Origin of the sequence: uncultured Kluyvera sp. (assembly GCF_902485085.1) — a bacterium.
Lineage (GTDB): Bacteria > Pseudomonadota > Gammaproteobacteria > Enterobacterales > Enterobacteriaceae > Kluyvera > Kluyvera ascorbata.
The window spans coordinates 1-25107 of record NZ_CABTJS010000012.1 but is presented as its reverse complement, the minus strand read 5'-3'; the positions used below and the strand labels follow the sequence as shown (position 1 = coordinate 25107).

Genomic DNA, 25107 nt, shown 5'->3' with positions numbered 1-25107 from the left:
TGAGCACAATTTACAGCAGACTTTCATATGGGACGGGAACCGCGTTGACTGGCTGCGGTGTCTCTGCAAAGGCCCATGCCGAAATAACTAAAGAGGTATCGTGGATGCTGGCCGACAAAGTGGCAGGACTCGGTTTAAGTGACTGGGCGATTATTGTCGGTATCGCATGCACCGTCATAACCTGCGGCGTGAATTGGTATTACCGACGAAAAGAGCGGGAGGACCGTCTTAATGGCTATGTCAACAAAGCTGAGGAATAGCGTTATTGCGGCGGTACCGCTTGGCGCTATCGCTATCGCTTCCGCGCTTATCACTGGCCCGACCGGTAATGATGGTCTGGAGGGTGTGCGCTATCAGCCTTATCAGGATGTGGTAAATAAGTGGACAGTCTGTTACGGGCATACAGGGCGCGACATCATGCTCGGGAAAACATACACAGAGGCTGAGTGCCGCATTCTTCTCAGAAAAGACCTGAATACTGTGGCGCGCCAGATTGACCCCTACATCAAAGTCCCAATCCCGGCAACAATGCGCGGGGCGCTTTATTCGTTCGCGTACAACGTCGGCGCTGGCAACTTCAAAACCTCTACGCTGTTACGCAAAATCAACCTGGGTGATACGAAAGGCGCATGCGATCAACTGCGAGTCTGGATTTACGCCGGGAAGAAAAAGTTGGTAGGGCTGATGACACGCCGTGAGATTGAGCGTGAGGTGTGTATGTGGGGGCAGGAATGAGCAGGTTAACCACAATAATCATCGCTGTGGTCATCTGCGTCATCGCGTCGCTTGGTTGGGCGGTTAACCACTATCGCGACAACGCCATCACCTACAAAGACCAGCGAGATAAAGCCACTGAAAAGCTGACCCTGGCTAACGCTACGATCAAAGACATGGAGGCTCGCCAGCGAGTTGTTGCTGAGCTGGATGCCAAATACACTAAGGACTTAGCTGATGCGAAAAAGCAGCTTGATGATTTGCAGCGTTGCGTTAGCGCTGGCAAGTGTGGGTTGCACGTCAATGCCAGATGTCCCACGAACGGAGCGACCAGCACCGGCAGCATGGGCGATGCTTCCCCCCCCCGACTTACTGACTCCGCTGAACGGGATTATTTCACCCTCAGAGAGCGAATCACCATCATTACCGGGCAAGTGAGCTACCTGCAGGATTATATCCGCACACTATGCCTGAATTAGCCTATTGCAAAAAAAAAGCCCCAGGAGCAAAGAATGGGGCAAGTATCAACACACAAATAACAGGGCACCAACATAACAAATAACTATTGTTAGTGTGGGTTTTAATCATTAACTGGCCTACTTTTCAGAATTTTCATTTTTAATTAAGCCTACAGACCAAAGCCTCGCATTAGCGGGGCTCTTTAACATTAAGTGAGTAAATCATGGAAAAACCACAAAACGATAGTGCAATCCTGCCTGTAGCAAAAGACTTTAAATTCTGCCTGGGTCAACTGGTGAACCTGCGCATTAGTGATGAGTTCGGCGAGGTACAGGCCCGCTCACAGCACGTAACTGGTGAGAATCAGTATTACGTTTATTACCAGGCTGCGAACAAATGCGCCACTGAGCGCTGGTATTCCGAATCCCAACTGGTAGCGGTTGAGGACGATCGCTCACCGGGTATGCCGGTCTTTGGCTGCGTTGAGTTGCCCGAGGGCGCTGTAGTCGAAGAATAACGCATTACAGCAGGCATTCACTGAGTGCCTGCGATAATGATGCTGGTGAGGATTCACGAATGCCAACTCTTAAAGACTTGTCTCAACAGCTGAAACAAGTTCAGAAACAGATACCGTTTGCCACTGCTCAGGCGATGACAAAAGTTGTACGCCAGATAGAGGTGGCTCAGAAGACGGCATTCGAACGACATCTGGAGAGCCCCACGCCGTTTACAGTTAAGTCAGTTGGCTCAGTGGCGGCAAGAAAGAACAATCTTACCGCGAAAGTTTTTGTCCGTGATACCGCGGCTGGTTATCTGGAACCATTCGAGTTTGGCGGAGAGCACAAGCTCAATAGCCAGGCTCTATTAAATCCCAAGAACGTTAAGCTAAACAAATACGGCAACATGCCGCGTAATAAGCTCTCACAGCTTAAAGCAAAGGAAAATGTATTCGTAGGTGAGGTTGATGGCGTTAACGCTGTCTGGCAGCGTAAGAAGCCAATGAAAGCTAAGAAGCGACGGGCCAAACGTTCCGCTAACGGGACGCGAAGACCGAAACGCAAACAGCGTTCTCCAAAGCTTTTGATCCGGTTTGGTGATGCGCTACCTGTGACTCCAGTGCTGGGGTATATGGATAGGTCCCATACCATGGCGAACGCACTGCTACCGTCTGCTTTAAATCAGGCGATAGCAGAAGCCATCAGGACGGCAAAATAAAAGCAGTAACTTATAAGCTAATTTCGCAAGCTTTTATGAAGCTGTTTACTGCAGTTGTCGATCCAGAAACATTGGCTGACATGGAATGCTGGTTTCCGCCATCCTTTGTTTGCACACCAACTAACACTTTGGATTTCGCCCCCTGAAGCTGCTTAAGCACTGTTTTTAGTTGGTCCGTGTCATCCGATTGAATCTGGAGGCTCTGAACATTACGTCTTGAAAGGGTAGCATCGAGCTTCACTGCGGTATTCCCGTCGACCTTCATTATCAGGTCCATTGGTACCTCTGATAGTGATTCGGTGCTTTTATCCATTTCAACGTATGCCGCCGATAGCTTTTCTTTAGTGCAGTCAAACACAATGGCGCCATTGTCGGATGAAACTTCGCCAAGCATCATTGCTTTCTTACCACCAGAGAAAAGGTCATCTTCAGTATTAGTCACCCACTGGGCATGAGCAATTGGTGATGCCAGCACTGCGGCTTCGAAAGTTATTTTGATTATATTGTTACCCATTACATTCTCCTTGTATTGAATAGGAATAATCATAGTCGGAGCGAATGGTCGAAGCCATTAAAAAAATGGGTCCTTCCTGAGACTTTTGTAAGGTACGGGCATTGCGCGCCGCGTTGTTTTCCTAGCTACAAAATTTGAATTTGTGTCCCATGTCCCATCATGGATGATCGTCAGGCATACCGCGCCAGCGCTGGCTATTCCTGTTTATTCCAGTGGGACATTTATGTGGGGCATTTGAAAAATGTCCCAGGCGAATGTCCCAACCACAAAATGTCCCAGGTGATGTCCCATGACAACGATGAATCAGAGCCAGTACGCACAACACTCGGGGGTTGACCGTAAGACCATCGGGCGCTGGATAAAAGCTGGTCGTTTCATCGTGATGGATGGTGACCTGATTGATGTTGAAGCCAGCGATGCAGCGCTAAAGAAAAATCGTGATGGTAAAGACCCGCGAGCTACGAACGCGAGAAAAAAGAAAACACCAGCCGCCAGTAATGATGGCGGTACTGAAATTGAGAAAGCGGCCCAGCAAATAATTCTTACCGAAGGTGCAAACCTGACCAGGGAAGAGGCTGCAAGGGTACGTGAAAACTATATGGCCCTGCTGGCAAAGCTTCAGTATGAAAAAGACAGCGGCCAAACAATTGAATTGGTCGCCGCCGAGGAGGTTCTTTTCAACGCCTTTCGCCAACAGCGTGATGCCTGGCTGAACTGGCCTTCCCGAGTGGCACCGTTGATGGCTGCTGATCTGGATGTGCCAGCGGACAGGATGACAGAGGTGCTGATTGAAAATGTCCACAAACATATCTCAGTCCTCGGAGAGCCAGAATTTAACCCAGCGGAAGATTGAGCGACTTAGGCTTAGTGTCCGGAAAGGATGGACTCCGCCACCGAGAATTAGCGTTGCTCAGTGGGCGGACGATTTCCGCAAACTAGCGAAAGAGGCAGGCAGTACTTCCGGCAACTGGGAAACCTCTACGGTTGAAATTGCGCGTGGGCCAATGCTGGCGGCAACCGAATCTGGCGTTCACGTCATAACGGTTATGTGCTGTACCCAGTTGATGAAAACCGCGTTGCTGGAAAACCTGTTTGGTTATTTTGCCCATCTTGACCCGTGTCCAATGCTTCTGCTGCAACCGAAAGAAGAAGCTGCTGAGCAGTTTTCGAAAGAGCGCATCACCCCACTGGTTAGAGTGACACCAGTACTGCGTAAAATTATTGGTGATTCAAAGCAAAAGAGCTCTAAAGAAACCATTCTCTACAAATCGTTTACTGGCGGCTTTCTTGCACTGGCTGGTGCAGGTAGCCCGGATAACCTTGCTCGTCGTCCTATACGTATTCTTTTGGCGGATGAGGTAGATAAGTATCCGATTACCCGTGAAGGTGATCCTATCGCCTTGGCGGAAGAACGAACTGCTACTTTTGGCCTTACCTGGTTGTCTGTCAGAGCTTGCTCTCCCACGGTTGAGGATGAAAGCCGTATAGCGGATAGCTATGCAGATTCTGACCAGCGCCGGGCCTCTGTTGTTTGTCCGCACTGTGGCCATCGACAATTTCCGGATTTCTTTAAGCACGTTCAATGGCCGAAAGACGGGGATAAGCATCTGACTAAGTCAGCCATGCTGTACTGTGAATGTTGTGGGGCTGGTTGGTCAGAGGGGGAACGGTTAAGAGCATTACAAACTATCCGATGGCACCAGACCCGTCCGTTTGAGTGCTGCGGCAATCGTCATTCGCCGTTGATGGACTATGACGCGGCCTGGCGAATTGTGGATGAGGGCAGTGTCGATAAAATATGGCGCTGGTCTGAATCCGAGCGTCACGCCGTCTATCGTGCGACGTGCCCGGATTGTGGGCGTGAAGCAGTTGATAACCATCACGCCGGATACCAGGCGTCAAAATTGTTTAGCCCCTGGCAGAAAGATAAACCATCTGATATCGCTGAGAAGTACATCAAAGCGAAAGGGGACCCGGACAAAGAGCAAGCCTGGTGGAATACCCAAATGGGGCTACCTCACAGGCCAAATCACGGTAAGCAGCTTCCGGTAGATATTCTTCTATCTCGACGTGAGGTTTTCCCAGCAAAAGTTCCGGATGGCGTTGCATTGCTGACGGCTGGAATTGATACCCAGGACGATCGCTTTGAGATTGAAGTAATTGGCTGGGGGAAAAACGAAGAGTCCTGGTCCGTTTCCCATGATGTTATCTATGGCGATCTCGAAACTGATGAACCATGGCGGCGGCTTGATGCATACCTTAAACAAGTATGGCGTAGGGCTGATGGTAGGGGACTAACAATCATGGCGGCTTGTCATGACTCCGGCGGTCACCATACTCAGAAGGTTTACGAGTTTGCAAAAGAACGACTCGGTCGCCGTATTTGGGCAATTAAAGGGGAATCGGCACAGAGCGGGAAACGAAACCCAGTCTGGCCGACAAAAAGGCCATCATCGAAAAGCAAGGCGCAATTCAGGCCAATCATTCTGGGTGTTAACTCTGCGAAGGATGCAATTCGTGGGCGACTGCACCTTGAACCGCCAGCGCCTGGTATGCCTGCAGCTGGATATATGCATTTCCCGGAGGATCGGGATATTGGTTACTTCAACCAACTACTTGCTGAGCGACTCGTATACAAGGTGGTTGCTGGACAGCGCTTCAGCGTTTGGGAAGCTATTCCTGGTAGGGCGAATGAAGCGCTGGATTGCCGCGTTTATGGTTACGCCGCGCTCTGTGGGCTTATGCATATGGGGCTGAAGCTGAACGTTCGGGCAGCAAATCTGGAAGCCGACCCCGATAAATTCCTGCCTGCTCCTACTAAGCAGGAAGAACAGATCAGCTACGAGCTACCCGGAGTTGTCATTGAAGAAGCTGCACCGGTTAAGCGTAAGCGAATGTCACAACTTCTGCCGAAATAAGGAAAATTATGTTTAACCGGAACACCAGTCTGTTGGCTGGCGCGATGACTGATGCACAGCTTAGAGATGCGCTTGCAAAAGCTCAGCAGGCTTACATTGAATTAGCAACCGGGAGCCACGGTGTTTCGTTTTCCTATTCTCAGGGGGACGGGACACGCTCCGTATCCTACCAGCAAAGTTCGCTGGCAGATTTGCTGGCTCTGATCCAGCTCCTGCAGGCGCAATTGGGGATTATCTCGCGTCCCCGGAAGCCAGCGAGGTTTAGATTCTGATGAATAAAGTACAGATTTTGGGCCCGGATGGGCAACCTATGCGCCCAAGTCGGCCATCGATGCTGGTGGGCGGAAGCCGCGTACCTTATGACGCAGCTGATTCATTCAGTGATCAGTTGGCAAATTGGCAGCCTGCTCTGTGGTCTCCTGATAACGAGATCAACATTTATCGGGATCGCATTGTTTCCCGCGCTCGCGATTTAGTCCGCAACGATGGTTGGGCAAACGGTGCTGTGACCCGGTTGCTGGATAACGCTGTTGGTGCAAATTTCCGACCCATTATGAAGCCTGACTATCGGGTTCTCAGAATGATTACGGGAAATAAGGCGTTTGACTCATCCTGGGCAGAGGAATATGGGAAAGCACTGGATGGACACTGGCGAACATGGAGTAACGATACCGGGCGTTATTGCGACGTAGAACGGAAGTTAACTGTTTCACAGATGCTGCGGTTGGGCTTTCGTCACAAGCTTATCGATGGCGATGCTCTGGCTATTCTGCAATACCGAACCGATCGGCTTGGTCGTGGGAGAGGTCGTTACGCCACCACAGTTCAGATCGTAGACCCTGATCGCCTCAGCAATCCTCAGCAGAATTTTGACATGCCCAACGTTCGCGGCGGTGTTGAAATTGATAATGACGGTGCACCAGTGGCATATCACATCAGGGAAGCCCATATGGGGGACTGGTGGAGCGGTGCTAAAACGATGACTTGGCAGCGCATCCCGCGCGAAACTGCATGGGGTAGACCGCACGTAGTTCATGATTTTGACCATGAGCGTGGTGCTCAGCATCGTGGTAATGGCATTTTGACTCCAGTGATCCAGCGTCTGAAAATGCTGGTCAAATATGACCAGAGTGAATTGGAAGCGGCAATTCTTAACGCCATTTTTGCAGCTTATATTGAGTCGCCATATGACCCAGCGATGGTTCAGTCAGCGTTAGGCGAAAATTATGATGAGTCAGAAATTGGCGCATATCAGGACGGGCGGGTTGAGTTCCATAACGACCGTCGGCTGACACTTCAGAATGGTGCTCGAATGCCCATTCTTTATCCTGGTGAGAAAATCACAACGGTGAACGCTGCCCGGCCTTACAGTAACTTTGAAGTATTTGAGTCGGCGGTTCTCCGTAATTTTTCATCTGGTACTGGGCTATCTCCGCAGCAGGTTACGCAGGATTGGTCCGATGTTAACTACAGTTCTGCTCGTTCTTCGTTGCTTGAAGCCTGGAAAACACTAACTCGCCGTCGGGATGATTTCTCGACAGGGTTTGCTCAACCTATTCTCACCGCTTTTGTTGAAGAAGTTCACGACAATGAGGATTTACCTCTGCCTGCAGGTGCACCGGATTTCGTTGATGCCAGAGCCGCATATTCTCGTGCTCGTTGGATGGGGCCGGGGAGAGGCTGGGTCGATCCTGTGGCAGAGAAAAAAGGTGCAATCCTTGGTCTGGATGCTGGCCTTTCAACTCTGGAAATTGAAGTTGGTGAAAACGTTGGTGAAGACTGGGAAGAAGTTCTCGATCAGCGTCAAAGAGAAATCGAATCCTGCCTTAAACGTGGACTTCCATTGCCTAGCTGGGCACAGGCTGACCAGTTTGCTAGTCAGACAATTACCGATCCGGAGGAAAAGTGAATCTACCTCATTTGGCCCAGCGGCTATTTAATACCCCGCTGGCCTTACACCCGAATAAAGCCGAAGTCATTATGGCTGCCGTTATGGACCGCTTTGGTATTTCTCGGGTTGAATCATCCATGGCAATGATCGACGAGGATAGTTACGGATATGACGATAACCGGGGCCGGGAAACCAAACGTGACCCCGGTTATGACAACGTAGCTGGCGTGGCTGTTATCTCAATTACTGGAACGTTGGTGCAAAAATTAGGCTGTCTGCGCCCATACAGCGGTATGACGGGTTATGACGGAATCCGCCAGGCATTTCTAACCGCGCTGGCAGACCCGGAGGTAGATGGTATCTGTCTTGATATTGACTCACCTGGTGGTGAAGTCGCCGGGTGTTTTGACCTGGTGGACGAAATCTACAATGCCAGGGGAGAAAAGCCGATTCATGCCATTCTCACTGAGAACGCTTACTCGGCGGCCTATGCCATCGCCAGCGCAGCAGACCGAATTTCTGTTCCTCGTACCGGTGGTGTCGGCTCTGTGGGTGTTATTACGATGCATCTTGACTGGACCCAACGTATTAAAGAGGACGGTCTGAAGGTCACGATCATTACTTTCGGTAGCCGGAAGGCGGAAGGTTCACCCTATCGGGAGCTCTCTGCTGAAGCTCTGGAAGCTATCCAGCACGATATTAACGCCATGGGGGAATTGTTTGTAAACACGGTCGCCCGTAACCGGGGGATGAGTGCAAAGGTTATCAAAAATACCCAGGCGGCCTGTTATATGGCGGCTGATGGCGTAGAAATCGGACTAGCAGATGAGGTTTGCACTCCTGATGCTGCGTTCAGACATTTACTTCAAGTAACAGGAGCCTGAGATGGCGAAGAAAACTTTTAATTTTGCTCACCTGATGGGGTTTGGCAAGTCAGCATCTGAAGAGGATGAAGACAAAAAAGTCAAAAAAGCGAAGGCTCGTAAGGCAGAAGAGGACGAGCGCGACGAAGACGCTGAAGACGATGATGAGCGTGACGACGACGCGGAAGAAGATGAACGCGACGAAGACGCAGAAGACGACGATGGCGATGACGACGACCCGGATGCTGAAGAAGACGATGGCGATGATGGCAAAAAGAAAGACGGTAAAGCTGCTCGCCAGGCTCGTGCATCTGAGCGTAAACGTTGTGCCCGTATTTTCGGCAGCAAGCATGCTGCGGCTAACCCAGCGCTTGCGGCTTCACTGGCTTTTAATACTGGCATGAGTTCGGCGGCAGCAATCAGTGTCCTGGCCTCTTCAGCTCCGGCACAGCAGCAACAGTCGACCCATAAACGTTCACTTGATCAACGGATGCATGAAAATCAGGTTCGCCTGGGCCCGGATGGCGGTAAATCTTCTGCGGGGAAATCATCGCTGGTGGAGAAAATGACCGGCCTCTATAACTCTACAACAGGAGCGAAGTAATGGATCAATTTGGTCAGAACCCGTTTGCACCGGGTATGAAAAGTTCTCTATTTGTACCAGATCAACTGGTCGCAGGGCCCCTGCAACTTGTTACGGATACCGTGACAGTCACTGGCGGGGATTACAAACGTGGCACCGTCCTCGGAATGATTACGGCAAGTGGTAAATATACTGCTTGTTTAAAAACGGCCAGCGATGGCAGCGAAACACCATGCGCTATCCTGGTTGATGACGTTAATGCAGCTACCCATGGCGACCAGTCTGGTGGTGTTTACCTGATGGGTGAATTTAACCAGAACCGTATCACTATTGATGCGTCCTGGACCATTGCAGATACTAAAGCAGCACTGAGGCCGCTGGCCATTTTCCTTAAAGATAGTACCCAGGCTCCAGTTTCCTGATTTAAATCCCCTTAAACAATTTCTCTGCTTTTTTGCTTTAACCGGCAGGGGATCGCTCATTCCAAATTCCTGCCGGGTTTACCCGGCATTATCAAGAGACTGATTATGGAAAATATTTTTGATACCAGTGTGCTGGTGCAACTGGTTCCTAACCTGAAAACCAGCCAGAACTGGCTGCTTGACCGCTTCTTCCCTAATGTCGTTACTTACGAAACGGAAGAAGTAGCCATTGATGTCGATGTAGGTCTGCGCCGCATGTCACCATTTGTATCGCCGCTGGTAGAAGGCAAGTTGGTTGAATCCCGAAAATACCAGACCAATACGTTCAAACCTGCGTATATCAAAGACAAGCGAGCGCCGGACCTGCGTAAACCTATCCGCCGTCAAATCGGAGAGCGCATTGGTGGGGAATACACTGCTGCCGAGCGTGAAATGCTGAACCTGCAATTCGAGATGGCCGACCAGATTGACATGGTTAACCGCCGTCTGGAATGGATGGCATCCAGTGCACTGGTATCCGGTACCGTAACGGTTACGGGCGAAGGCTATGAAACCAAAGTGGTTAACTTCGGTCGCTCCTCTGAGTTGACCATTACTCTGAGTGGTTCGGACAAATGGCCCACTACGGTTGCTGCCGGGGCAACCAACACCCAGCCATCTGATGATATTGAAGAGTGGCAAACGCTCATTTTGAAAGAATCAGGAGCGGTTCCCACGGATTTAGTCTTCACCAATAAATCCTGGAAGGCATTCCGCCTTGATACCACGATCAAAGATAACGCTATTACATTCCCGGCGCTGAGCCCTTACGGTAATCAGATTAATGCTGGGCCACAGGCGATGAAAGGCGCGGTGTATAAAGGCCGTTGGGGTAACTTTGACCTGTGGTTATACAACGACTGGTACATTGACCCGTTGGATGGTGCTGAAAAACCGATGATCCCAGATGGTGCGGTGATTATGAGTGGTGCAGACCTGATGGGGACTCGTGCATTTGGTGTGATTCTCGATCCAGCATTCAACTATGGCCCGTTGGCGTATGCACCAAAATCCTGGGTAAAAGAAGACCCAGCCCAGCGCCTTATTCTTATGCAATCTGCACCGCTGGTAATCCCAAGTCGTGTGAACGCATCTCTCTGTGCAACGGTGGTGTGATATGTCAAAAACAACCAAACAGCCTGTCGCAGCTGAATTAAATGCTGAAGATGTTGTTAACGATCTGAATGCTGAAGGTATCAATTCGGTGGAGGTTATCGCTGCCGACGTTCTCAACGCTGGAGGCGAAAGCGCAGGCTCTGAGGGTGATGATTCTGATGAGGAAGAGAGCGCTGATCCTGAATATGTTGTCCTTACGGGAAATAGCATTCGCCATAACGGTGAAGTCTATCGTGAGAACACCATCATCCCGGTAACAGGGAAAGATGCGGAACGTCTTCTGAACGCCGGAATTATCGCTGATGTCAGCGTGTTGCGTCAGCGCGTTCTTGCTGCGAAGCCTGCGGTAACTGTCACTACGGGGTAATGCCATGGGGGTGGACTGGGATTTACATCTCTTAAGCCCGTTACATGGCATTTTTGGCGATGAGCATGAGTACCGCCCTAAAGGCGGTACCCCTTTTCTGATTAACGGAATTTTCGATCGTGGTTATGCTGCCGTGACTGAAAATCTTGACGGTGATTCAGCAATAAATACAACGAACCCGGTTCTCGGGGTACGCGATGCGGAGTTCATAAACTTAGGCAGAGCACTCCCGGTGGTATCCGATCGTGTGTTTATTAAAACCGTCGGCGGAAAGCCTGTTAATCAGTTGTTCGTCGTGATGAACGTTGAGCCAGATAGCCATGGCGGATCGAAACTTGTACTTAACGTAGCGAAACAACGATGAATGCTTCAGACATTCGAAAGATGGTGGTTCTGGCTCTGACCAACACCACAGACGCGGCTGCTCGTGTCTTTTCTCCGCGTGACTGGCCTACATCTCCGGTGGAATATCCTGCCTTACTCATCCAGACCCCTTTCGATCATAAAAAGTCGATGGGGCGAAATACGCCGTCCTTCACTACCGTGACAACTGTCCGTATTACTGGCCGGGTACAGGAGTATGACGGCGAAACGGATGATGATGGAGCAATGCGAGCTGAAGTGGCGCTGGAAGACTTGCGTGAGCAGGTAGAGCGAGCAGTCATCAACAGTTATGAACTGACCCGGAAAATACAAAAGTACGCTGAAGTTCGCTCAACAATCAATGTTGATGCAGACGGTGAGGCTCATATGGGCCAGCTGCTGTATGAAATTGATATCGAACATTACCAGGGGCCGGAAGATTTCTACCCGGTTGAAACGGTTCCCCTGGAGGGTATGGATATCACGATCGCAATGCCGGATGGCACCCCGCAACCTGGGATTAGTATCAACCTTCAGGAGTAAATCATGTTTGTAAAACCGAATAATGGGCTCAGCGTTCGCTGCCCCGTTAAGGGCAACTCTTTGCCGAAAGAAGGCGCAGAGGTTCCGGATAATACCTTCTGGCGTCGCCGTCTGAGTGATGGTGATGTGACTGTAGCGAAACAGAAAGCCGCTGCAAAAGGTGATTCACATAAAAATGAGGGAGATACTGAATGACTGTTCCATTCGCTCGTGTTCCCGATAATCTGCGGGTCGGGCTGTTTTTCGTTGAGTTTGATAACTCAATGGCGAATAACGCCACAGCTACGCAGCGCACTTTACTGATCGGTGGGATGCTTCCTTCCGGCTCCGCTACAGCTGGTATTCCTGAACGTGCTTCCTCTCCTGATACTGTCGGTGATCTTGCCGGGAAGGGTAGTATCCTTCATGCGATGATGACGGCGTATCAGAAAAACGATACCGCCGCAGAAGTCTGGATTTTGCCACTGGAAGAAGACCCTGACTCGATGACCGTTGCAACGGGTTCGATCAAGGTCACCAGTGCACCAACGGCAACCGGTGTTATTTCACTGTACATCGCTGGTGAGCGAATTCAGCTTACCGTTGTGGCAACGGACACCGTTGCTTCGATTGCCACGGCTCTGGCTGCTGCAATTAACGCTAAAAGCATCCTTCCAGTAACAGCCAGCGCGACGACCGATACCATAACACTGACGGCTAAAAACCTCGGTTTGGTTGGTAATGGTATTGATGTTCGCCTGAATTATCTCGGCCTTCCCGGTGATGAGTGTACGCCTGCAGGTCTGGAATTGACGATCACTGCTATGCATGACGGTGCTGGAGCTCCTGATCTAACTGGAGCGCTAGCAAACCTTCAAGACCGCACGTTTGACTTCATTGTTAATCCATATGACGACACGAGTTCTCTGGATGCGATGAAAGAGTTCTTATCCGATATCAGCGGTCGTTGGGCGTGGGATAAACAACTCTACGGCCATTCTTTCGGTACTACTGCCGGGACCTATGCTCAGTTGGGCACAAAAGGAGAGGTGCGTAACAACCAGCACGAAACCCTGATGGGCGTGAACAAATCACCATCACCAACCTGGTTATGGTCTGCCGGGTATACAGGCGCTGCGGCGGTCAGCTTGCGTAATGATCCGGGCCGTCCTGTTCAATCGCTGGCTATTTTGGGTGTGCTGGCTCCGGCATTACAGGATCGCTTTGAACTGACTGAGCGTAACAACCTGCTATACAGCGGCATTTCTACGTTCACGGTCGATGACGACGGTACTGTTCGCATTGAAAACCTGATCACTACATATCAGAAAAATGCATACGGCGATGCGGATGATAGCTATCTGGAAGTAGAAACACTCTTCAGCCTGATGTTTGTCACCCGTTACCTTCGAACCGCAGTAACCAGCAAGTTTGGACGAATGAAGCTTGCGGCTGATGGTACCCGCTTTGCTCCTGGTGCTGCGATTGTTACCCCGAACATTATCAAAGCTGATCAGATCGCCGAATACGGAAAGCTGGTGTGGAACGGGTATGCACAAGACAAAGAGGCATTTGCTAAAAACATTATTGTTGAGCAGAACGCCAAAAACCCTAACCGCGTTGATGTGTTGTGGCCGGGAACGCTCATTAACCAGCTTCGCGTTTTCGCGTTACTCAACCAGTTCCGCACTCGCGCTGAATCAACAGGAGCTTAAACGATGGCAGGTGATACTTCTAACCGCCTGGCGGGGACCGCGTATGTCACCGTTAATGGTGTGACGGTGATGGTGGAGGGCTCCTTTAAATATCAGGTGTCTAAGGTAAACCGCACGACCTTAACTGGGATGGATGGTGTTCATGGGTATAAAGAAAAGCCTGTAGCACCTTACATTTCAGCCCGTTTACGTGATAGCGGCGGCACTAACGTCCAGGGTTTTAGCGAACAAACCAACGTCAACATCGTTGCCGAACTGGCAAATGGTAAAACGATTATTGGTGAAGGGCTCTGGACGGTAAACGTTCAGGAAGTGGAAAGCGAAGATGCAGTGTTTGATGTTCGCTGGGAAGGCCGGGAAGTAACGGAGAACTGATATGGCTGAATTAGAACGTGTAAAAATTATCCCTCTCGTGAAGCCTCTTGAGGATACGACGAAAAAAATGACTTACCCGGAGCTTGAACTTAAAGCACCGACTCTCAGTCAGGCCGAACAGTTTTACGAAAAGCAGGCTGCATCTACGTCCCTCGCAGCTATGCGTTTGCTCATTGCGCTCGTAACAGATACGCGAGAAATCGTTCTGCAGCCAATGGACTTCATTGATTTTCGCAAGTGTGAGGAGTATTTGCTTAGTTTTTTGACCTGGAAGGCCTGACAGCCTGGCAGGAAGCGGCAGCTGATGTCACGTATTACTTCCGCTGGACAGAGGACAGGGCGTGGGGAATGACCCGCGCCCGATTGAAATGGTGGGTAGCCCAGGCAGCCCGAATCAACAAACTCAGGAACTCTGAAGACGATGAGTAATGTCTTTGATTTTGAGCTGGTGGCTAATGATCAGGTCAGTGATGTTATTGACCGTATTAATGAAGCTATCCGGGGTCTTGAACCTAAGCTTGATAAAACTAAAGAAGGGCTTCAGTTAGGTGGACAGGAGACAGTTGACGGGCTGAATGGCTTTATTTCACGTTTTGAAAATTTGTCCAAAAGTGCTAGGGATAACGTACAGTTTATCGGGGATATGGTCCCTCCCTTGAAAATGGTAGGGGAGCTATCTGGTGAACTCGGCTCACTAGGTATTGTTGGTGCTGCCGGGTACGGTCTCAAACAAGTTGCCTATGGCTTTCGCGAAGCGTCTAGGGAGGCATATAACCTGGACGTTTCATCAAAAAATGCTGGTATGCGTGTAGACGACTATTCTCGTCTTGCTGGAGCTATGCGCATCCTCGGTGCTGATAGTGAAAGCGCAAATGCTTCTATTGATGGCATGGCTAAGACACTGAAAGAAGCAGCCAGTGGCGCTAATGGTCAGGTGCTCGGTGCTCTCGCACAAATTGGTGTCCAGATACAGAAAAACAATGATGGTTCTGTTGATACGCTAAAAACGTTACAGGAAATCGCGCGTGTCTTTCCTACGTTGCGCCCTGAACAGCAGAAGTCAGTTGCAGATGCTCTTGGACTGACTCCTGAAATGTTGGCACTAATGCGTGAAGGTGAGCGCATGAAAAGTCTGCTGGCAAAATCTGATGAGTTTGGCCTGACAATCGACCCTGAACTAAACCAGCAGCTTGGCGATATCAATGGGACGATGAATGAACTCAGCGCTTCCTGGGATGGTTTGTGGCAACGTTCTAAGAATAAATCACTGACAGCCTTACTCTCTGACGGGTCAGTAAAAGACGGTTTGGAGGGGGTAACCGATCTTTTCACCAACGGTGATTTTACTGGCTTGTCGCATGCACTGGGATTTGTCAGTAGCGATAATGCGAAAAAGCTGCGGCGTATCCAGGGGGATAAGGAACTTTACAACAGTCTCTCGCGGCGTGAACGTGGGGCTGTGGATGGCGGTTTTTACACGGACGCTGTCAGCAAACGTTACGATGCTAAATATCGACCTGGTGATTTAGCTGAACAATTGAATAGTGATTTGGCCGCAATAAATCGTCCTGGTATTGGTGGGAATAATAATGTTCCATACAATCAAGGTGGGCAGTATGACTCCATTTTCAGCTCTGCTGGAAAACAATGGAATGTTGACCCTCGTCTGCTTAAAGCGATTATGAAGCAAGAATCAAGTGGTAATCCGTATGCCGTGAGCAGCGCCGATGCTCGCGGTTTAATGCAGATTATGCCATCAAATTTCAAAGCTACAGGTGTAACAGATTGGACGGACCCTCAGCAGAATATTATGGCTGGTGCTCAGATTTTGTCTGAGAACTTACAAAGATCGGGTGGTAACGTACCTCTTGCACTTCGTTACTATAATGGCGGTTATGATACTAGACGATGGGGAAGACAGAACCAGGCTTACCCCGGTGCTGTGCTTGCACACTATCAGAGTATTATTAACAGTGAATCTAAAAATGATGGTGGTATATCCGATGCTGGAATCTATCCTCCGTCAACAGGTGGTGCTGACGGTGGCGGGTCCATCATTACTGCAAAAAATAGTGGAAACGGGCAGATGGCGGACAACCTGGCTCGTTCTCTGAAAGAGGCTATGTCTGACCAGAAAGTAAAATTGGAGATTACCCTGGTAAACGATAAGGGAGAGAAAAAAAGTTACAATGTAGGTAACAATGGTAGGATAACCACCCCAATGAACTATTAGCTGTACCCATTAAAAAATGGTTTCTGATGACAAAATTGGCCAGGAGAGGCACACTTCTAAACCGTCAGTAGCGTTTCTGATTTTATATAAACATATAGGCTGGTGGATAATGAGTGTTTATCAAGGGTTGATTGCTTTGTTGGTCGTCTTCTTCATTTCCCTTTTTATATCTTTTGGGAAAGAAATAAGTAAGAAAAGGACGATTTCAAGATTCATCACGGTTATTTCCTCTGTGATATTAGTTGTCTTGTTTTTCTCTCTGCGTAGTGAGTTGTCTGAAATAGATAAGTGTAAGATTGAATATCAAGGTTTTTACACGAATAATGCACTATGCTACGGGAATGTTAATGTCACACATAACTACTTAGAGACGAGTGGTATAAATGTTGTTGGCATTATGAATACATCTCCAGATTCCGCCGTCATAAAAACGGAAGATGGACGAACGCTGATTGTTACAAAGTCACCAGGAGGATTCGCGGTGCATCAGTAATGGTCTAACAAATTAATACAAAGCCGCCATTATTGGCGGTTTTTTTATTTGGAGGTCTGATGCCAATTATTCAGGATGCTATTACCTCTCTTATGGGCGGCGGTGCGAGTGATGACTGGCAAAGTCAGCTGCAGCCAAGCTCTTTCAGGGGTATCCCTTTTGCAGTTGTTAATGAAGAAGGGAGCCATGGCCGTCGCCAGGCTATACACGAATACCCATACCGCGACACAGCATGGATAGAAGACCTTGGGCGAGGCACTAGACGGTTCGTTATCCGTGGTTTTCTGATTCAAAATAGTTTGGTTTACGGCGGTGGTGATGTGATCACCCAGCGCCAATCACTCATAGCCGCTTGTGAAGAAAAGGGAAGCGGTACCCTGGTCCATCCAATCCTTGGCGAATTAACTGTATCTGTTCCTGAAAATGGTTTTCGTATTACCGGATCAATGGAAAGTGGTAGGGCATTTGAATTTACCCTTATGGTGATTGAGTCAGGTGCAAAGGTTTTTGCCATCACAGATGGAACCGCAGCTGGCGACACTGTAAAAACAAATTATCTAAAAATGGTTACTACGGCTGTGGCTAGTACACTTGCCCGGATAAAAGGTGAAATTCGCGGTGTAACGCAGGCAATTAATACCATTAAAGGGACCGTTACTTTTTGGACGTCCATGGTCGACAGCACTGTGAGTGAAGTGACCAACGTCAGCAATATCCTGAAATCCACTTTTGGCAATACTAAATACGGCAGGTATAGCAAAGGCTCTATTGGTGGGAGCTCTTCATCTATCGGCGGTACATCATCCACCGCTGATGTCGATGACGAACAGGCATTAACTGATTTGGTTACTGCGCAGTCAATCATGGACCGTAAAAATATAACGGATACTGTTGGTGAGTTGAACAACTCATCCACTGCAGATGAATTTGTTCAGGGAGTTGCTGATGTTGTTAACTCCATTCTGAACAGCGCTGGTAGTGTGAATGACAGGATTTCGGCACTGGAGAAACTCGCTAATTCCACAAGTACTGAATATCAGCAATCTGATAGCAGTAAAGCAATATCCGCGACCATCAATACGTTGATTATTGTGTTGTGTACTGGAGCAATGACAAGCTCAGCCGCCGATGCAAACCCGACTAGTCGTGATGAGGCTGAACATTTAGCGCAGCGTGTTTCTCAGCAGTTGGACGAAGCATTGGTAGTGGTTGGCGATCGTGCAGATGATGAATTATATAACGCTCTGCTGAGTATCAGGACCGCTTTTATTTCGACAATTATGGAACGCTCATCGGGATTAAGTGATTTGATGTCGGTGACAATGACGCAGCCTATACCCGCACTTACCCTAGCAAACCGCTTATATCAGGATGCCTCTCGTGCCGATGAGTTAATTCAGGAGGCGCGCATTCCGCATCCGGCATTTATGCCGCTTACGATGAAGGTGCTGAGGCAATGAGAACAGACAATGATCAGGATGTCGTTTCACTTACGGTTGGCGGCAAAATCATTGAGGGCTGGGATTCCGTTCGAGTAACAAGGGGAATAGAGCGTTTTCCTTCTGATTTCGATCTGGGCCTGATGGATTATTACCCAGGCAGTGACAATAAGCAGCTGGTTGAAGAAGGCATGCCTTGTAGCGTTACCATAGGCGATGATCTGACAGTTACCGGCTATGTTGATGACTGGGAGCCAGCAATATCACGCTCTCGCCATGAAGTAAGAGCCACTGGTCGTAGTAAGTGTCAGGACCTTGTCGATTGTTCAGCTGAGTGGCCCAATAACGTTATTAATACCAGCAATGCTCTTGAGATTGCTCAGCGCCTGTCATCGTACTATGACATTGATGTTTCGACTGATATCGATGATTTAATTAAGGTCCCTCAATTCACTATTAACTGGGGCGAATCACCGCAGGAGATCATTGAAAGGGTTGCCCGGTGGTCAGCATTGCTTTACTACGACCAACCCGATGGAAATTTGTTACTCACTCGTGTGGGTACTCGGCGGGCTGCCAGTGGTGTTGCAGAAGGCGTGAACGTTGAACAGGCATATTATCGCAGGTCAATGGCTGATCGGTTCTCTGACTACGTTGGTGTTTCTATGGGGATATCACCAATCGCCGGGTTTTCACCTGATACAGCTTATGACGCGGTAACACTGGCTACAGCAAGGGACCCTGAAGCCGCGAGAATGCGTTATAGAAAGCATATTTCCATTATCGAAAGCACGTTGATGGCTTCTCATCAAGCACAGCAAGCTATTGACTGGGAAATGAACCGCCGATATGGGCGATCAAAACAATTATCCGTAACTATCGATTCCTGGCGAGATAAAGATGGAAAGCTCTGGGAACCAAACACTCTGATCCCGGTTGACCTTCCGACACTACAGCTTCCTGATACTGAATTACTCATTGCTGAAGTGACTTATATGCGAGACGACAATGGCACACATGCGCGTTTAGCGCTGATGCCACCGGAAGCTTTCGCTATCCAGCCTTATGCCTTTTATCAGCAGATTCCAGGACTAAATACATGAACCAGAATTTGAAAAAAGCAGCCGTGCGGATTGCAGGGATACTGGGGATTGGTCGGATCACATCTCAGAAAGACGGTGGGGAAATTCAAAGCGCTCAATATCAAACCCCATTGGAGGTTGCCAGTGCGCCTCGGATGGCTGATTTCGGGTTTTCATCAGGGCTTCCAGTAGGCACTGATGTGGTTATTGCTTTCCTTGGTGGGGATCGCTCCAGCCCAGTAATCATCGCATCAAACCATCAGGGATATAGACGAACCGGTCTGAATGCGGGGGAAACAGTCATCTATAACCAGTGGGGTTTGGAAGTGTTGCTTACTGAAAACGGCGTTTTTATTGATGCGAAAGGGAAAAACGTTGAAGTAAATAACGCAACCAACGTCACCATAAACGCCAGCGAGGGAGTCCTGGCAAAAACCCCGGTTTTAAAGTGTACCGGAGACATTATTGATAACTGTGAGAGTAACACACGAACGCTTAAAGAACTCCGCGAAGCTCACAATGACCATGACCATGTAGTTAAAGGTATTCAGAAGGGCGACGACGAAGCCACCAGTGAGAAAACAGAGGAGCAGGTTCAATGAGTGATTTTGCTTCCTTCTGGAACGTGGATGAAATGATTGCCGACTGGCAGGAAGGCGCGGGGATGTTATCTACCGATCATGACCTCCAAACGGTGATTTTGATCAGCCTTTTTACCGATCGCCTGGCACGTTCTGATGATGATTATGGGGATAGCGACCGTCGTGGGTGGTGGGGTGACACAGGTGAAGATCAGCAACTTGGTTCACGGCTTTGGTTATTGCGCAGGGAAAAACTGACGACCAATGTGGCAATAAAAGCTGAAACATACGCGCTGGAAGCTCTTAAATGGCTGAAAGATGATGGGGTTGTAAGTGACGTTATCCCAGTAGGCCAAATCGTTATGCCAAATCGCTTGAACCTTATTATCCGGTATTTATCGCCGGGGAAAGACTGGCAGGAAAGCAGGTTCTACTGGATATGGGAGAAACTTTAAAATGCCGTTTAAGCGAAAGACTCTGAGCGAATTACGAGAAGAAAACCGTAATTTTCTTCAGGCTGAACTAGAGAACGTAGGCTCTCTTCTTCGTTTTGCCAACCTTAAGGTTGTTGCTGATATGGATGCGGGGATGGCACACCTGCACTATGGCTACCTTGATTATATGGCGCTTCAGTCCAATCCTTTCACGGCAACGGATGAAAGTCTGGCTGGATGGATGGCCTTAAAACGCGTCTATAGGAAACCCGCCAGCGCAGCTAAATCAAAAGATGTGAAAGCGGTCGGGGCCGCAAACCGTATTATTCCAGCCGGAACGATTTTGAACAGGGGGGACGGATATCAGTATACGGTTGATGCGGAGATCAAAATTCAATATAGCGGGGAAGGGCATGGAGGAATAACCGCTGTTTTACCGGATGTCACTGATGATGTTACTGGAGGCGGCGCGATCGGCAATGCCGATGCAGGAACGGTTCTCACGCTTGATGTAAACATTGCGGGAGTTGAGTCTCAATTAACTCTAATTGAAGCAGCTACAGGTGGCGCTGATATCGAAGATGAAGAGGCTTTCCGGAGTCGTGGCCTGCTTTCATGGCAAGAGCCTCCTCAGGGGGGAAGTGATACCGATTATAAAAAATGGGCTTTGGAGGTCTCTGGAGTCACCCGAGCCTGGGTAAAGCGTAGGCTTAATGGTGCAGGCACGGTTGGTGTTTACATTATGTGTGACGGTAATCTTAATGACGGCTTTCCTGTTGGAACTGATGGGATATCACAGCTTGAGAATTGGGGGGCTGTAAAGGCATCCGGTGATCAGTTGTCTGTCGCCGACCATATTTATCCGCTCCAGACTGATACTGCAATTATTTTTGTTTGTTCTCCTATCAGAAAGATCATTGATTTTGAAATAGCAGGTATAACGGATGCTGATAACACTGTTGTCAGTAATATTAAAAGCGCTTTAACGACTCTATTTTTTGATGAGGCCAATCCGGATGGGACCGGGAAAATTGACCTGTCCGATATCAATAAAAGCATCAGTAATGTAGACGGAACGAAGGGATATATTCTTAATAGTCCGTCATCAAACATCACTTTTAGTGTTGGTGAAATTCCGCTGCTAGGTGAGGTGGATTTCGTATGAGCCTTTACTCACAAAATGATTATGCTTCCGCACTTGGTGCTTTATTACCACGGGGACGCGCATGGCCTCGTGCACCTGATACTGTGCAGGCAGCAGTATTACGGGCTTTAGGGCGCTCATACCAGCGATCTGATAACGACGCGGATAATCTTATTAAAGGAGCATTTCCACCAACCGCGACAAGCATGCTCTCTGAATGGGAAAGTACGCTGGGATTGCCTGATGATTGTGCTATTGGCGAAATCGGTGGTATCAGCGATAGGCAGCGTTCTGTTGTATCCAAGCTGATTAGCAATGGTGGCCTGAATCGAGACTATTACATTCGGGTTGCTGCCGCGCTCGGTTATACCATTACGATTACTCAGTTTCGACCAGCTATGAGTGGAATGTCAGCATGTGGTGATGCACTGAATGGTGATGAATGGCCTTTTACCTGGAGAATTAACGCTCCAGAGACAACTATTAAATACACTTTGTCCGGAGCCTCATACTGTGGTGATCCACTAGCATCATGGGGAAATAAACAACTTGAATGTGCAATAAATAATATTGCGCCATCACACCTGAATATTATCTTCAGTTATTCATAGCTTATCTATTTTTTAAATATTATCACTTTACTTAGTGAGGATTGCTCATGCTCAGAATCGGGCAGGTTGAATCGTCTTCTACGGTCGACGGGAAATATACAGATGGTAATGTTGCTGGTGGTATTGCTGCAACACGACTACGCGCTGCTGCTTTTAATGCTATGCAGGAGGAACTGGCACATATTGTTGAATCGACAGGTGTAGCGCTTGATGTTGACGATACGACACAGGTTCTTGTCGCGCTTCAGAAAATATTTGCTGGAAATAGTGATTCTTTGGGCGCTCTTGCTGCCTTGGTTGGCGCTGCTAACAAACTCCCTTATTTCACTGGCCCTAAAGCTGCGGCCTTAGCTGACCTTACCGCTTTTGCCCGTGAAATCCTGGCGCAAACTGATGCTGCTGGCGTTCTCTCAAAGCTTGGTTTGGGAAATACGAAGTATGGAGCACCACTCATAGGTCAGTTAGTCGAATGGCCTTTGCAGCAAATGCCTCACGAAATCTGGCCCGATATGGGACAGGAGTATATCCCGTATATGGCTCAGTCCTTCGACCCGGTTAAATACCCGCTATTGTCTCAACTTCATCCTACAAACGTATTGCCTGCTGATATGCGAGGGTATGGAGTGCGCGGGTGGGATAAAGCTCGCGGCGTTGATACTGGACGCGCATTGATGTCAGCTCAGAGCAGTGGTGCGCCAAACCTGACAGGAACGGTTAGTAACATGGCGAATATTCTTGGGATTGGCACAAATGGGCACGCACTATACGCGGTGAGCTCAGGGTCCTCGTCTACCCTTAAGGCTGGCACAGATAGCGGAACCTATCACATTATGCTCGATGCATCAAAGGAGAGCACTGAGTACCAGGCGATTACTGAAGTTCGTGTTAAGAACGTGGCGTGGAATATGATTGTGAGGGCGAAATAGTGACGAATTTATTCGATGTAAACGGGAACGCCACAGAAACGCATACAGTGATGGTGAGCGGCTTTGAGCCAGGTACTGGCGAGCTTATTGCTACGTATGATGTGCGTATCCTTGTTGGTACGGGTATTCCCGGTTTTTCAACGATGACGCTTGCGCCAATCGCTGACGATGGGTATGCAGTATGCTGGGATGGTTCAGCATGGGCTCAGGTTGAAGACCTTCGTGGTAAAACGGCCTATAAGAAAAGCGACCGCTCGACAGAAACCGTTCGCACGCTAGGGCCTCTTGATGATGCCTATACTCTCCTGCCTCCATCGACACCCTACGACAAATGGGATGGTTCTGAGTGGGTGACGGATGCAGACGCTCAGCATGCGGATGACGTTGCTTCAGCAGAACAGAAAAAATCACAACTACTCGCTGAGGCAGCCGAAGAGATTGCATGGCGAAAGTATGCTGTCGATAAAGGGATTGCCACTGCTGAAGAAGAATCAGAACTTGATGCCTGGGAGATGTACCGGGTGCAGTTGATGCGTATCAAAACAAATACCGCACCGAACATTGAATGGCCTCCATTACCCACCACATAAATTCATTTGTAATATAATAACACTTGACTAGCTAGGTTTTTTCTTAGACGATTACGCCAAAAAATAGGTGCAAGCGTGAAAAAGATTAACCAAATCCAGTTTTTGAGAGCTATGGCCGCGATATTCGTGGCCATATCCCATGTATGGGGTATCAATGGGATTATCGGCAAGCCTTTGGGATTTGACTATATAGGAGGGTTTGGTGTAGATATATTCTTTGTTATTAGTGGGTTTATTATGTGTTACACCACTAAGGATATATTCACAAACCCTAGAGCCGAAGCTATATCATTCATGGCTAAAAGGGTGTTAAGGATATACCCCATTTATTTAATAGTAGCTACGCCAGCAGTTATTTATCTAATGATTCAATTTCATGCAGCCGGCGGAGAAATATCATTTTATGATGTGATAGGTAATATCCTTCTGCTTCCTACATTTACACAAGATCCAGATTACCATATGTATTTTTACGTAGCATGGTCGCTTTGCTATGAAATGATGTTTTATATTATGTTCTCTGCCCTGATGTTTTTGTGTAAGAGCAAGAAAACATTGATTTTCTATATGATAGCCATCATGTTTGGAATGGTATCTATAGTAAACCTACTTGGGCTTCAAGGGAAAATGCTTGGGTGGGTTAACCTAACTTATATGATTGGCGATAGCCTGATGATAAATTTTGCATTAGGATGTGTCATTTATATTATATTTTCAAAATTTAATCGCTATTACGTAAGTCCTTTAGTAGCATTAACAATAATCTCATTAGCTGTAATATGTGGGATTATTCTCGCCCAGCATCAGCATTGTAGGTTGTTAAGGTTTGGCATTCCTTCATTCATAATTGTTATGGTAGCACTATATACAAGAACAGAGGGTGTGAATGCAGGCTTTCTATCAAAAACAGGTTTATATTTAGGTAATGCATCATATAGCATATATCTCATTCATCTTTACATTGTTTTCATTTCTGGATGGGTTTATTCTGTTTCACCTCTACCAAATGATGTAACTGGTGCGATCATGAGCGTTGTCGCCATTTCTCTGGGTTGCGTATTTTATACAGCGATTGAGAGGCCAATAAACAAATCAATTCATGCGAAGGTTTATAGTGGTACAAAGGGTATAACCATATAATAGATTGCCCAGACTTTCGCACTGATGGAGTCCTAGTGATATCGACCGCTAGTTGATAAACATAAATTGCTCCTCCCCATTAGCCCTGATAGCTAAGGTCTGCATACCTTTTTTCTGGAGTGGGGAGGGGCTCTTCAGATTTTGTAAAATAGATCCTGATACCAGAAATAATCATGTTATCCATCATTCAGCAACCAGCCAGAATTCGGCCTCTTCGAACATCTCCTGAACAGCTTTACTGATCTGCTCTTTCTCGTGCTTACTGGCATCTGTATTGATCGCCGGCAGCGTCATCATCGGCTTAACCCGGATATCTGCTTCGGGGAAGATGCGGTGTACCCTCTTGCTCAATTCACCC

General features: G+C 48.3%; 33 protein-coding genes. 31 read left to right on the top strand and 2 right to left on the bottom strand.

Annotated elements, in window-relative coordinates; all coding sequences use genetic code 11:
- The 5 genes from RDN66_RS02260 to RDN66_RS02240 form a co-directional block, all read left to right on the top strand.
- The coding region (locus tag RDN66_RS02260; RefSeq protein WP_308537517.1) for an HP1 family phage holin at window positions 1-260 on the top strand (260 nt) is incomplete at its 5' end.
- Window positions 232-735 (top strand): lysozyme, encoded by a 504-nt coding sequence (locus RDN66_RS02255; protein ID WP_308537516.1) that lies wholly within the window; start codon window positions 232-234, stop codon window positions 733-735. The genes RDN66_RS02260 and RDN66_RS02255, both read left to right, overlap by 29 nt.
- The gene (locus RDN66_RS02250; RefSeq protein ID WP_308537515.1) at window positions 732-1193 is read left to right on the top strand and encodes a lysis protein; all 462 of its coding nucleotides are present in this window, start codon (window positions 732-734) and stop codon (window positions 1191-1193) included. The genes RDN66_RS02255 and RDN66_RS02250 overlap by 4 nt, the downstream gene beginning before the upstream one ends.
- A 203-nt stretch (window positions 1194-1396) precedes the next feature.
- Window positions 1397-1690, top strand: coding sequence for a hypothetical protein (locus RDN66_RS02245; protein ID WP_308537514.1), 294 nt, complete (start codon window positions 1397-1399; stop codon window positions 1688-1690).
- Between the two features lie 59 nt (window positions 1691-1749).
- Window positions 1750-2388 (top strand): hypothetical protein, encoded by a 639-nt coding sequence (locus RDN66_RS02240; RefSeq protein WP_308537513.1) that lies wholly within the window; start codon window positions 1750-1752, stop codon window positions 2386-2388.
- A 10-nt stretch (window positions 2389-2398) separates the two neighbouring features.
- Here RDN66_RS02240 and RDN66_RS02235 read toward each other — a convergent pair whose 3' ends face one another.
- Window positions 2399-2902 (bottom strand): hypothetical protein, encoded by a 504-nt coding sequence (locus tag RDN66_RS02235; protein WP_308537512.1) that lies wholly within the window; start codon window positions 2900-2902, stop codon window positions 2399-2401.
- Between the two features lie 289 nt (window positions 2903-3191).
- Here RDN66_RS02235 and RDN66_RS02230 point away from each other — a divergent pair, with 289 nt between their 5' ends.
- The 26 genes from RDN66_RS02230 (at window position 3192) to RDN66_RS02105 (ending at window position 24749) form a co-directional block, all read left to right on the top strand.
- Entirely contained in the window at window positions 3192-3755 is a 564-nt protein-coding gene (locus RDN66_RS02230) for a hypothetical protein (protein ID WP_241087748.1), read from the top strand.
- The gene (locus RDN66_RS02225; RefSeq protein WP_308537511.1) at window positions 3697-5820 is read left to right on the top strand and encodes a phage terminase large subunit family protein; all 2124 of its coding nucleotides are present in this window, start codon (window positions 3697-3699) and stop codon (window positions 5818-5820) included. The genes RDN66_RS02230 and RDN66_RS02225 overlap by 59 nt, the downstream gene beginning before the upstream one ends.
- An 8-nt stretch (window positions 5821-5828) precedes the next feature.
- Window positions 5829-6092: a gpW family head-tail joining protein gene (gene gpW / locus RDN66_RS02220; protein WP_308537510.1), complete on the top strand. Its 264-nt coding sequence runs from the start codon at window positions 5829-5831 to the stop codon at window positions 6090-6092.
- A complete protein-coding gene (locus RDN66_RS02215; RefSeq protein WP_096757374.1) occupies window positions 6092-7729 on the top strand; it encodes a phage portal protein in 1638 nt (545 codons plus the stop codon). Before gpW ends, RDN66_RS02215 begins: the two co-directional genes overlap by 1 nt.
- On the top strand, window positions 7726-8595 hold the full coding sequence (locus tag RDN66_RS02210) for a S49 family peptidase (protein WP_308537509.1): 870 nt from the start codon (window positions 7726-7728) through the stop codon (window positions 8593-8595). The genes RDN66_RS02215 and RDN66_RS02210 overlap by 4 nt, the downstream gene beginning before the upstream one ends.
- A gap of 1 nt (window position 8596) precedes the next feature.
- Window positions 8597-9178, top strand: coding sequence for a hypothetical protein (locus RDN66_RS02205; RefSeq protein ID WP_308537508.1), 582 nt, complete (start codon window positions 8597-8599; stop codon window positions 9176-9178).
- On the top strand, window positions 9178-9579 hold the full coding sequence (locus RDN66_RS02200) for a head decoration protein (RefSeq protein ID WP_308537507.1): 402 nt from the start codon (window positions 9178-9180) through the stop codon (window positions 9577-9579). The genes RDN66_RS02205 and RDN66_RS02200 overlap by 1 nt, the downstream gene beginning before the upstream one ends.
- 105 nt (window positions 9580-9684) lie before the next feature.
- Window positions 9685-10734, top strand: a complete 1050-nt coding sequence (locus RDN66_RS02195; protein WP_308537506.1) for a major capsid protein — start codon at window positions 9685-9687, stop codon at window positions 10732-10734.
- Between the two features lies 1 nt (window position 10735).
- Window positions 10736-11101: a hypothetical protein gene (locus tag RDN66_RS02190; protein WP_308537505.1), complete on the top strand. Its 366-nt coding sequence runs from the start codon at window positions 10736-10738 to the stop codon at window positions 11099-11101.
- Window positions 11102-11105: 4 nt separating this feature from the next.
- The gene (locus tag RDN66_RS02185) at window positions 11106-11465 is read left to right on the top strand and encodes a hypothetical protein (protein WP_241087740.1); all 360 of its coding nucleotides are present in this window, start codon (window positions 11106-11108) and stop codon (window positions 11463-11465) included.
- Window positions 11462-12007 carry an ATP-binding protein gene (locus RDN66_RS02180; protein WP_241087739.1) on the top strand — a complete coding sequence of 182 codons (546 nt, stop codon included), beginning with the start codon at window positions 11462-11464 and terminating at the stop codon, window positions 12005-12007. The genes RDN66_RS02185 and RDN66_RS02180 overlap by 4 nt, the downstream gene beginning before the upstream one ends.
- Window positions 12008-12010: 3 nt before the next feature.
- Window positions 12011-12202 carry a DUF2635 domain-containing protein gene (locus tag RDN66_RS02175; protein WP_308537504.1) on the top strand — a complete coding sequence of 64 codons (192 nt, stop codon included), beginning with the start codon at window positions 12011-12013 and terminating at the stop codon, window positions 12200-12202.
- The gene (locus RDN66_RS02170; protein WP_308537503.1) at window positions 12199-13701 is read left to right on the top strand and encodes a phage tail sheath subtilisin-like domain-containing protein; all 1503 of its coding nucleotides are present in this window, start codon (window positions 12199-12201) and stop codon (window positions 13699-13701) included. Before RDN66_RS02175 ends, RDN66_RS02170 begins: the two co-directional genes overlap by 4 nt.
- A 3-nt stretch (window positions 13702-13704) precedes the next feature.
- A complete protein-coding gene (locus RDN66_RS02165) occupies window positions 13705-14076 on the top strand; it encodes a phage tail tube protein (RefSeq protein ID WP_241087736.1) in 372 nt (123 codons plus the stop codon).
- A 1-nt stretch (window position 14077) separates the two neighbouring features.
- Window positions 14078-14356 carry a phage tail assembly protein gene (locus tag RDN66_RS02160; protein WP_267447391.1) on the top strand — a complete coding sequence of 93 codons (279 nt, stop codon included), beginning with the start codon at window positions 14078-14080 and terminating at the stop codon, window positions 14354-14356.
- Window positions 14357-14497: 141 nt separating this feature from the next.
- Window positions 14498-16309 (top strand): lytic transglycosylase domain-containing protein, encoded by a 1812-nt coding sequence (locus RDN66_RS02155; protein WP_308537502.1) that lies wholly within the window; start codon window positions 14498-14500, stop codon window positions 16307-16309.
- A gap of 109 nt (window positions 16310-16418) precedes the next feature.
- Window positions 16419-16802: a hypothetical protein gene (locus tag RDN66_RS02150; protein ID WP_308537501.1), complete on the top strand. Its 384-nt coding sequence runs from the start codon at window positions 16419-16421 to the stop codon at window positions 16800-16802.
- 59 nt (window positions 16803-16861) lie between these two features.
- Complete coding sequence (locus RDN66_RS02145) at window positions 16862-18262, top strand: DNA circularization protein (protein WP_308537500.1); 1401 nt, start codon at window positions 16862-16864, stop codon at window positions 18260-18262.
- Window positions 18259-19344: a phage baseplate assembly protein gene (locus tag RDN66_RS02140; protein ID WP_308537499.1), complete on the top strand. Its 1086-nt coding sequence runs from the start codon at window positions 18259-18261 to the stop codon at window positions 19342-19344. Before RDN66_RS02145 ends, RDN66_RS02140 begins: the two co-directional genes overlap by 4 nt.
- On the top strand, window positions 19341-19925 hold the full coding sequence (locus RDN66_RS02135) for a phage baseplate assembly protein (protein WP_308537498.1): 585 nt from the start codon (window positions 19341-19343) through the stop codon (window positions 19923-19925). The genes RDN66_RS02140 and RDN66_RS02135 overlap by 4 nt, the downstream gene beginning before the upstream one ends.
- Entirely contained in the window at window positions 19922-20359 is a 438-nt protein-coding gene (locus RDN66_RS02130; protein ID WP_308537497.1) for a phage GP46 family protein, read from the top strand. Before RDN66_RS02135 ends, RDN66_RS02130 begins: the two co-directional genes overlap by 4 nt.
- 1 nt (window position 20360) lies before the next feature.
- Complete coding sequence (locus RDN66_RS02125; protein WP_308537496.1) at window positions 20361-21503, top strand: baseplate J/gp47 family protein; 1143 nt, start codon at window positions 20361-20363, stop codon at window positions 21501-21503.
- A complete protein-coding gene (locus RDN66_RS02120; RefSeq protein WP_308537495.1) occupies window positions 21500-22093 on the top strand; it encodes a YmfQ family protein in 594 nt (197 codons plus the stop codon). The genes RDN66_RS02125 and RDN66_RS02120 overlap by 4 nt, the downstream gene beginning before the upstream one ends.
- A gap of 47 nt (window positions 22094-22140) precedes the next feature.
- Complete coding sequence (locus RDN66_RS02115; protein WP_308537494.1) at window positions 22141-23019, top strand: hypothetical protein; 879 nt, start codon at window positions 22141-22143, stop codon at window positions 23017-23019.
- Window positions 23019-23609, top strand: coding sequence for a tail fiber assembly protein (locus RDN66_RS02110; RefSeq protein WP_308537493.1), 591 nt, complete (start codon window positions 23019-23021; stop codon window positions 23607-23609). The genes RDN66_RS02115 and RDN66_RS02110 overlap by 1 nt, the downstream gene beginning before the upstream one ends.
- Window positions 23610-23684: 75 nt before the next feature.
- The gene (locus RDN66_RS02105) at window positions 23685-24749 is read left to right on the top strand and encodes an acyltransferase (RefSeq protein ID WP_308537492.1); all 1065 of its coding nucleotides are present in this window, start codon (window positions 23685-23687) and stop codon (window positions 24747-24749) included.
- A 183-nt stretch (window positions 24750-24932) separates the two neighbouring features.
- Here RDN66_RS02105 and RDN66_RS02100 read toward each other — a convergent pair.
- Window positions 24933-25107: DinI-like family protein (locus RDN66_RS02100; RefSeq protein ID WP_308537518.1), on the bottom strand; the 175-nt coding region annotated here is incomplete at its 5' end.

What these genes read in the sequence shown, in the direction of transcription:
- RDN66_RS02125 (WP_308537496.1), top strand. Translation starts at nt 20,361, where the DNA reads ATGCCGTTTAAGCGAAAGACTCTGAGCGAATTACGAGAAGAAAACCGT.
- RDN66_RS02255 (WP_308537516.1), top strand. Translation starts at nt 232, where the DNA reads ATGGCTATGTCAACAAAGCTGAGGAATAGCGTTATTGCGGCGGTACCG.
- RDN66_RS02240 (WP_308537513.1), top strand. Translation starts at nt 1,750, where the DNA reads ATGCCAACTCTTAAAGACTTGTCTCAACAGCTGAAACAAGTTCAGAAA.
- RDN66_RS02150 (WP_308537501.1), top strand. Translation starts at nt 16,419, where the DNA reads ATGAGTGTTTATCAAGGGTTGATTGCTTTGTTGGTCGTCTTCTTCATT.
- gpW (WP_308537510.1), top strand. Translation starts at nt 5,829, where the DNA reads ATGTTTAACCGGAACACCAGTCTGTTGGCTGGCGCGATGACTGATGCA.
- RDN66_RS02140 (WP_308537499.1), top strand. Translation starts at nt 18,259, where the DNA reads ATGAGAACAGACAATGATCAGGATGTCGTTTCACTTACGGTTGGCGGC.
- RDN66_RS02175 (WP_308537504.1), top strand. Translation starts at nt 12,011, where the DNA reads ATGTTTGTAAAACCGAATAATGGGCTCAGCGTTCGCTGCCCCGTTAAG.
- RDN66_RS02205 (WP_308537508.1), top strand. Translation starts at nt 8,597, where the DNA reads ATGGCGAAGAAAACTTTTAATTTTGCTCACCTGATGGGGTTTGGCAAG.
- RDN66_RS02250 (WP_308537515.1), top strand. Translation starts at nt 732, where the DNA reads ATGAGCAGGTTAACCACAATAATCATCGCTGTGGTCATCTGCGTCATC.
- RDN66_RS02145 (WP_308537500.1), top strand. Translation starts at nt 16,862, where the DNA reads ATGCCAATTATTCAGGATGCTATTACCTCTCTTATGGGCGGCGGTGCG.
- RDN66_RS02225 (WP_308537511.1), top strand. Translation starts at nt 3,697, where the DNA reads ATGTCCACAAACATATCTCAGTCCTCGGAGAGCCAGAATTTAACCCAG.
- RDN66_RS02245 (WP_308537514.1), top strand. Translation starts at nt 1,397, where the DNA reads ATGGAAAAACCACAAAACGATAGTGCAATCCTGCCTGTAGCAAAAGAC.
- RDN66_RS02120 (WP_308537495.1), top strand. Translation starts at nt 21,500, where the DNA reads ATGAGCCTTTACTCACAAAATGATTATGCTTCCGCACTTGGTGCTTTA.
- RDN66_RS02165 (WP_241087736.1), top strand. Translation starts at nt 13,705, where the DNA reads ATGGCAGGTGATACTTCTAACCGCCTGGCGGGGACCGCGTATGTCACC.
- RDN66_RS02135 (WP_308537498.1), top strand. Translation starts at nt 19,341, where the DNA reads ATGAACCAGAATTTGAAAAAAGCAGCCGTGCGGATTGCAGGGATACTG.
- RDN66_RS02155 (WP_308537502.1), top strand. Translation starts at nt 14,498, where the DNA reads ATGAGTAATGTCTTTGATTTTGAGCTGGTGGCTAATGATCAGGTCAGT.
- RDN66_RS02180 (WP_241087739.1), top strand. Translation starts at nt 11,462, where the DNA reads ATGAATGCTTCAGACATTCGAAAGATGGTGGTTCTGGCTCTGACCAAC.
- RDN66_RS02235 (WP_308537512.1), bottom strand. Translation starts at nt 2,902, where the DNA reads ATGGGTAACAATATAATCAAAATAACTTTCGAAGCCGCAGTGCTGGCA.
- RDN66_RS02200 (WP_308537507.1), top strand. Translation starts at nt 9,178, where the DNA reads ATGGATCAATTTGGTCAGAACCCGTTTGCACCGGGTATGAAAAGTTCT.
- RDN66_RS02195 (WP_308537506.1), top strand. Translation starts at nt 9,685, where the DNA reads ATGGAAAATATTTTTGATACCAGTGTGCTGGTGCAACTGGTTCCTAAC.
- RDN66_RS02190 (WP_308537505.1), top strand. Translation starts at nt 10,736, where the DNA reads ATGTCAAAAACAACCAAACAGCCTGTCGCAGCTGAATTAAATGCTGAA.
- RDN66_RS02115 (WP_308537494.1), top strand. Translation starts at nt 22,141, where the DNA reads ATGCTCAGAATCGGGCAGGTTGAATCGTCTTCTACGGTCGACGGGAAA.
- RDN66_RS02130 (WP_308537497.1), top strand. Translation starts at nt 19,922, where the DNA reads ATGAGTGATTTTGCTTCCTTCTGGAACGTGGATGAAATGATTGCCGAC.
- RDN66_RS02170 (WP_308537503.1), top strand. Translation starts at nt 12,199, where the DNA reads ATGACTGTTCCATTCGCTCGTGTTCCCGATAATCTGCGGGTCGGGCTG.
- RDN66_RS02215 (WP_096757374.1), top strand. Translation starts at nt 6,092, where the DNA reads ATGAATAAAGTACAGATTTTGGGCCCGGATGGGCAACCTATGCGCCCA.
- RDN66_RS02230 (WP_241087748.1), top strand. Translation starts at nt 3,192, where the DNA reads ATGACAACGATGAATCAGAGCCAGTACGCACAACACTCGGGGGTTGAC.
- RDN66_RS02185 (WP_241087740.1), top strand. Translation starts at nt 11,106, where the DNA reads ATGGGGGTGGACTGGGATTTACATCTCTTAAGCCCGTTACATGGCATT.
- RDN66_RS02160 (WP_267447391.1), top strand. Translation starts at nt 14,078, where the DNA reads ATGGCTGAATTAGAACGTGTAAAAATTATCCCTCTCGTGAAGCCTCTT.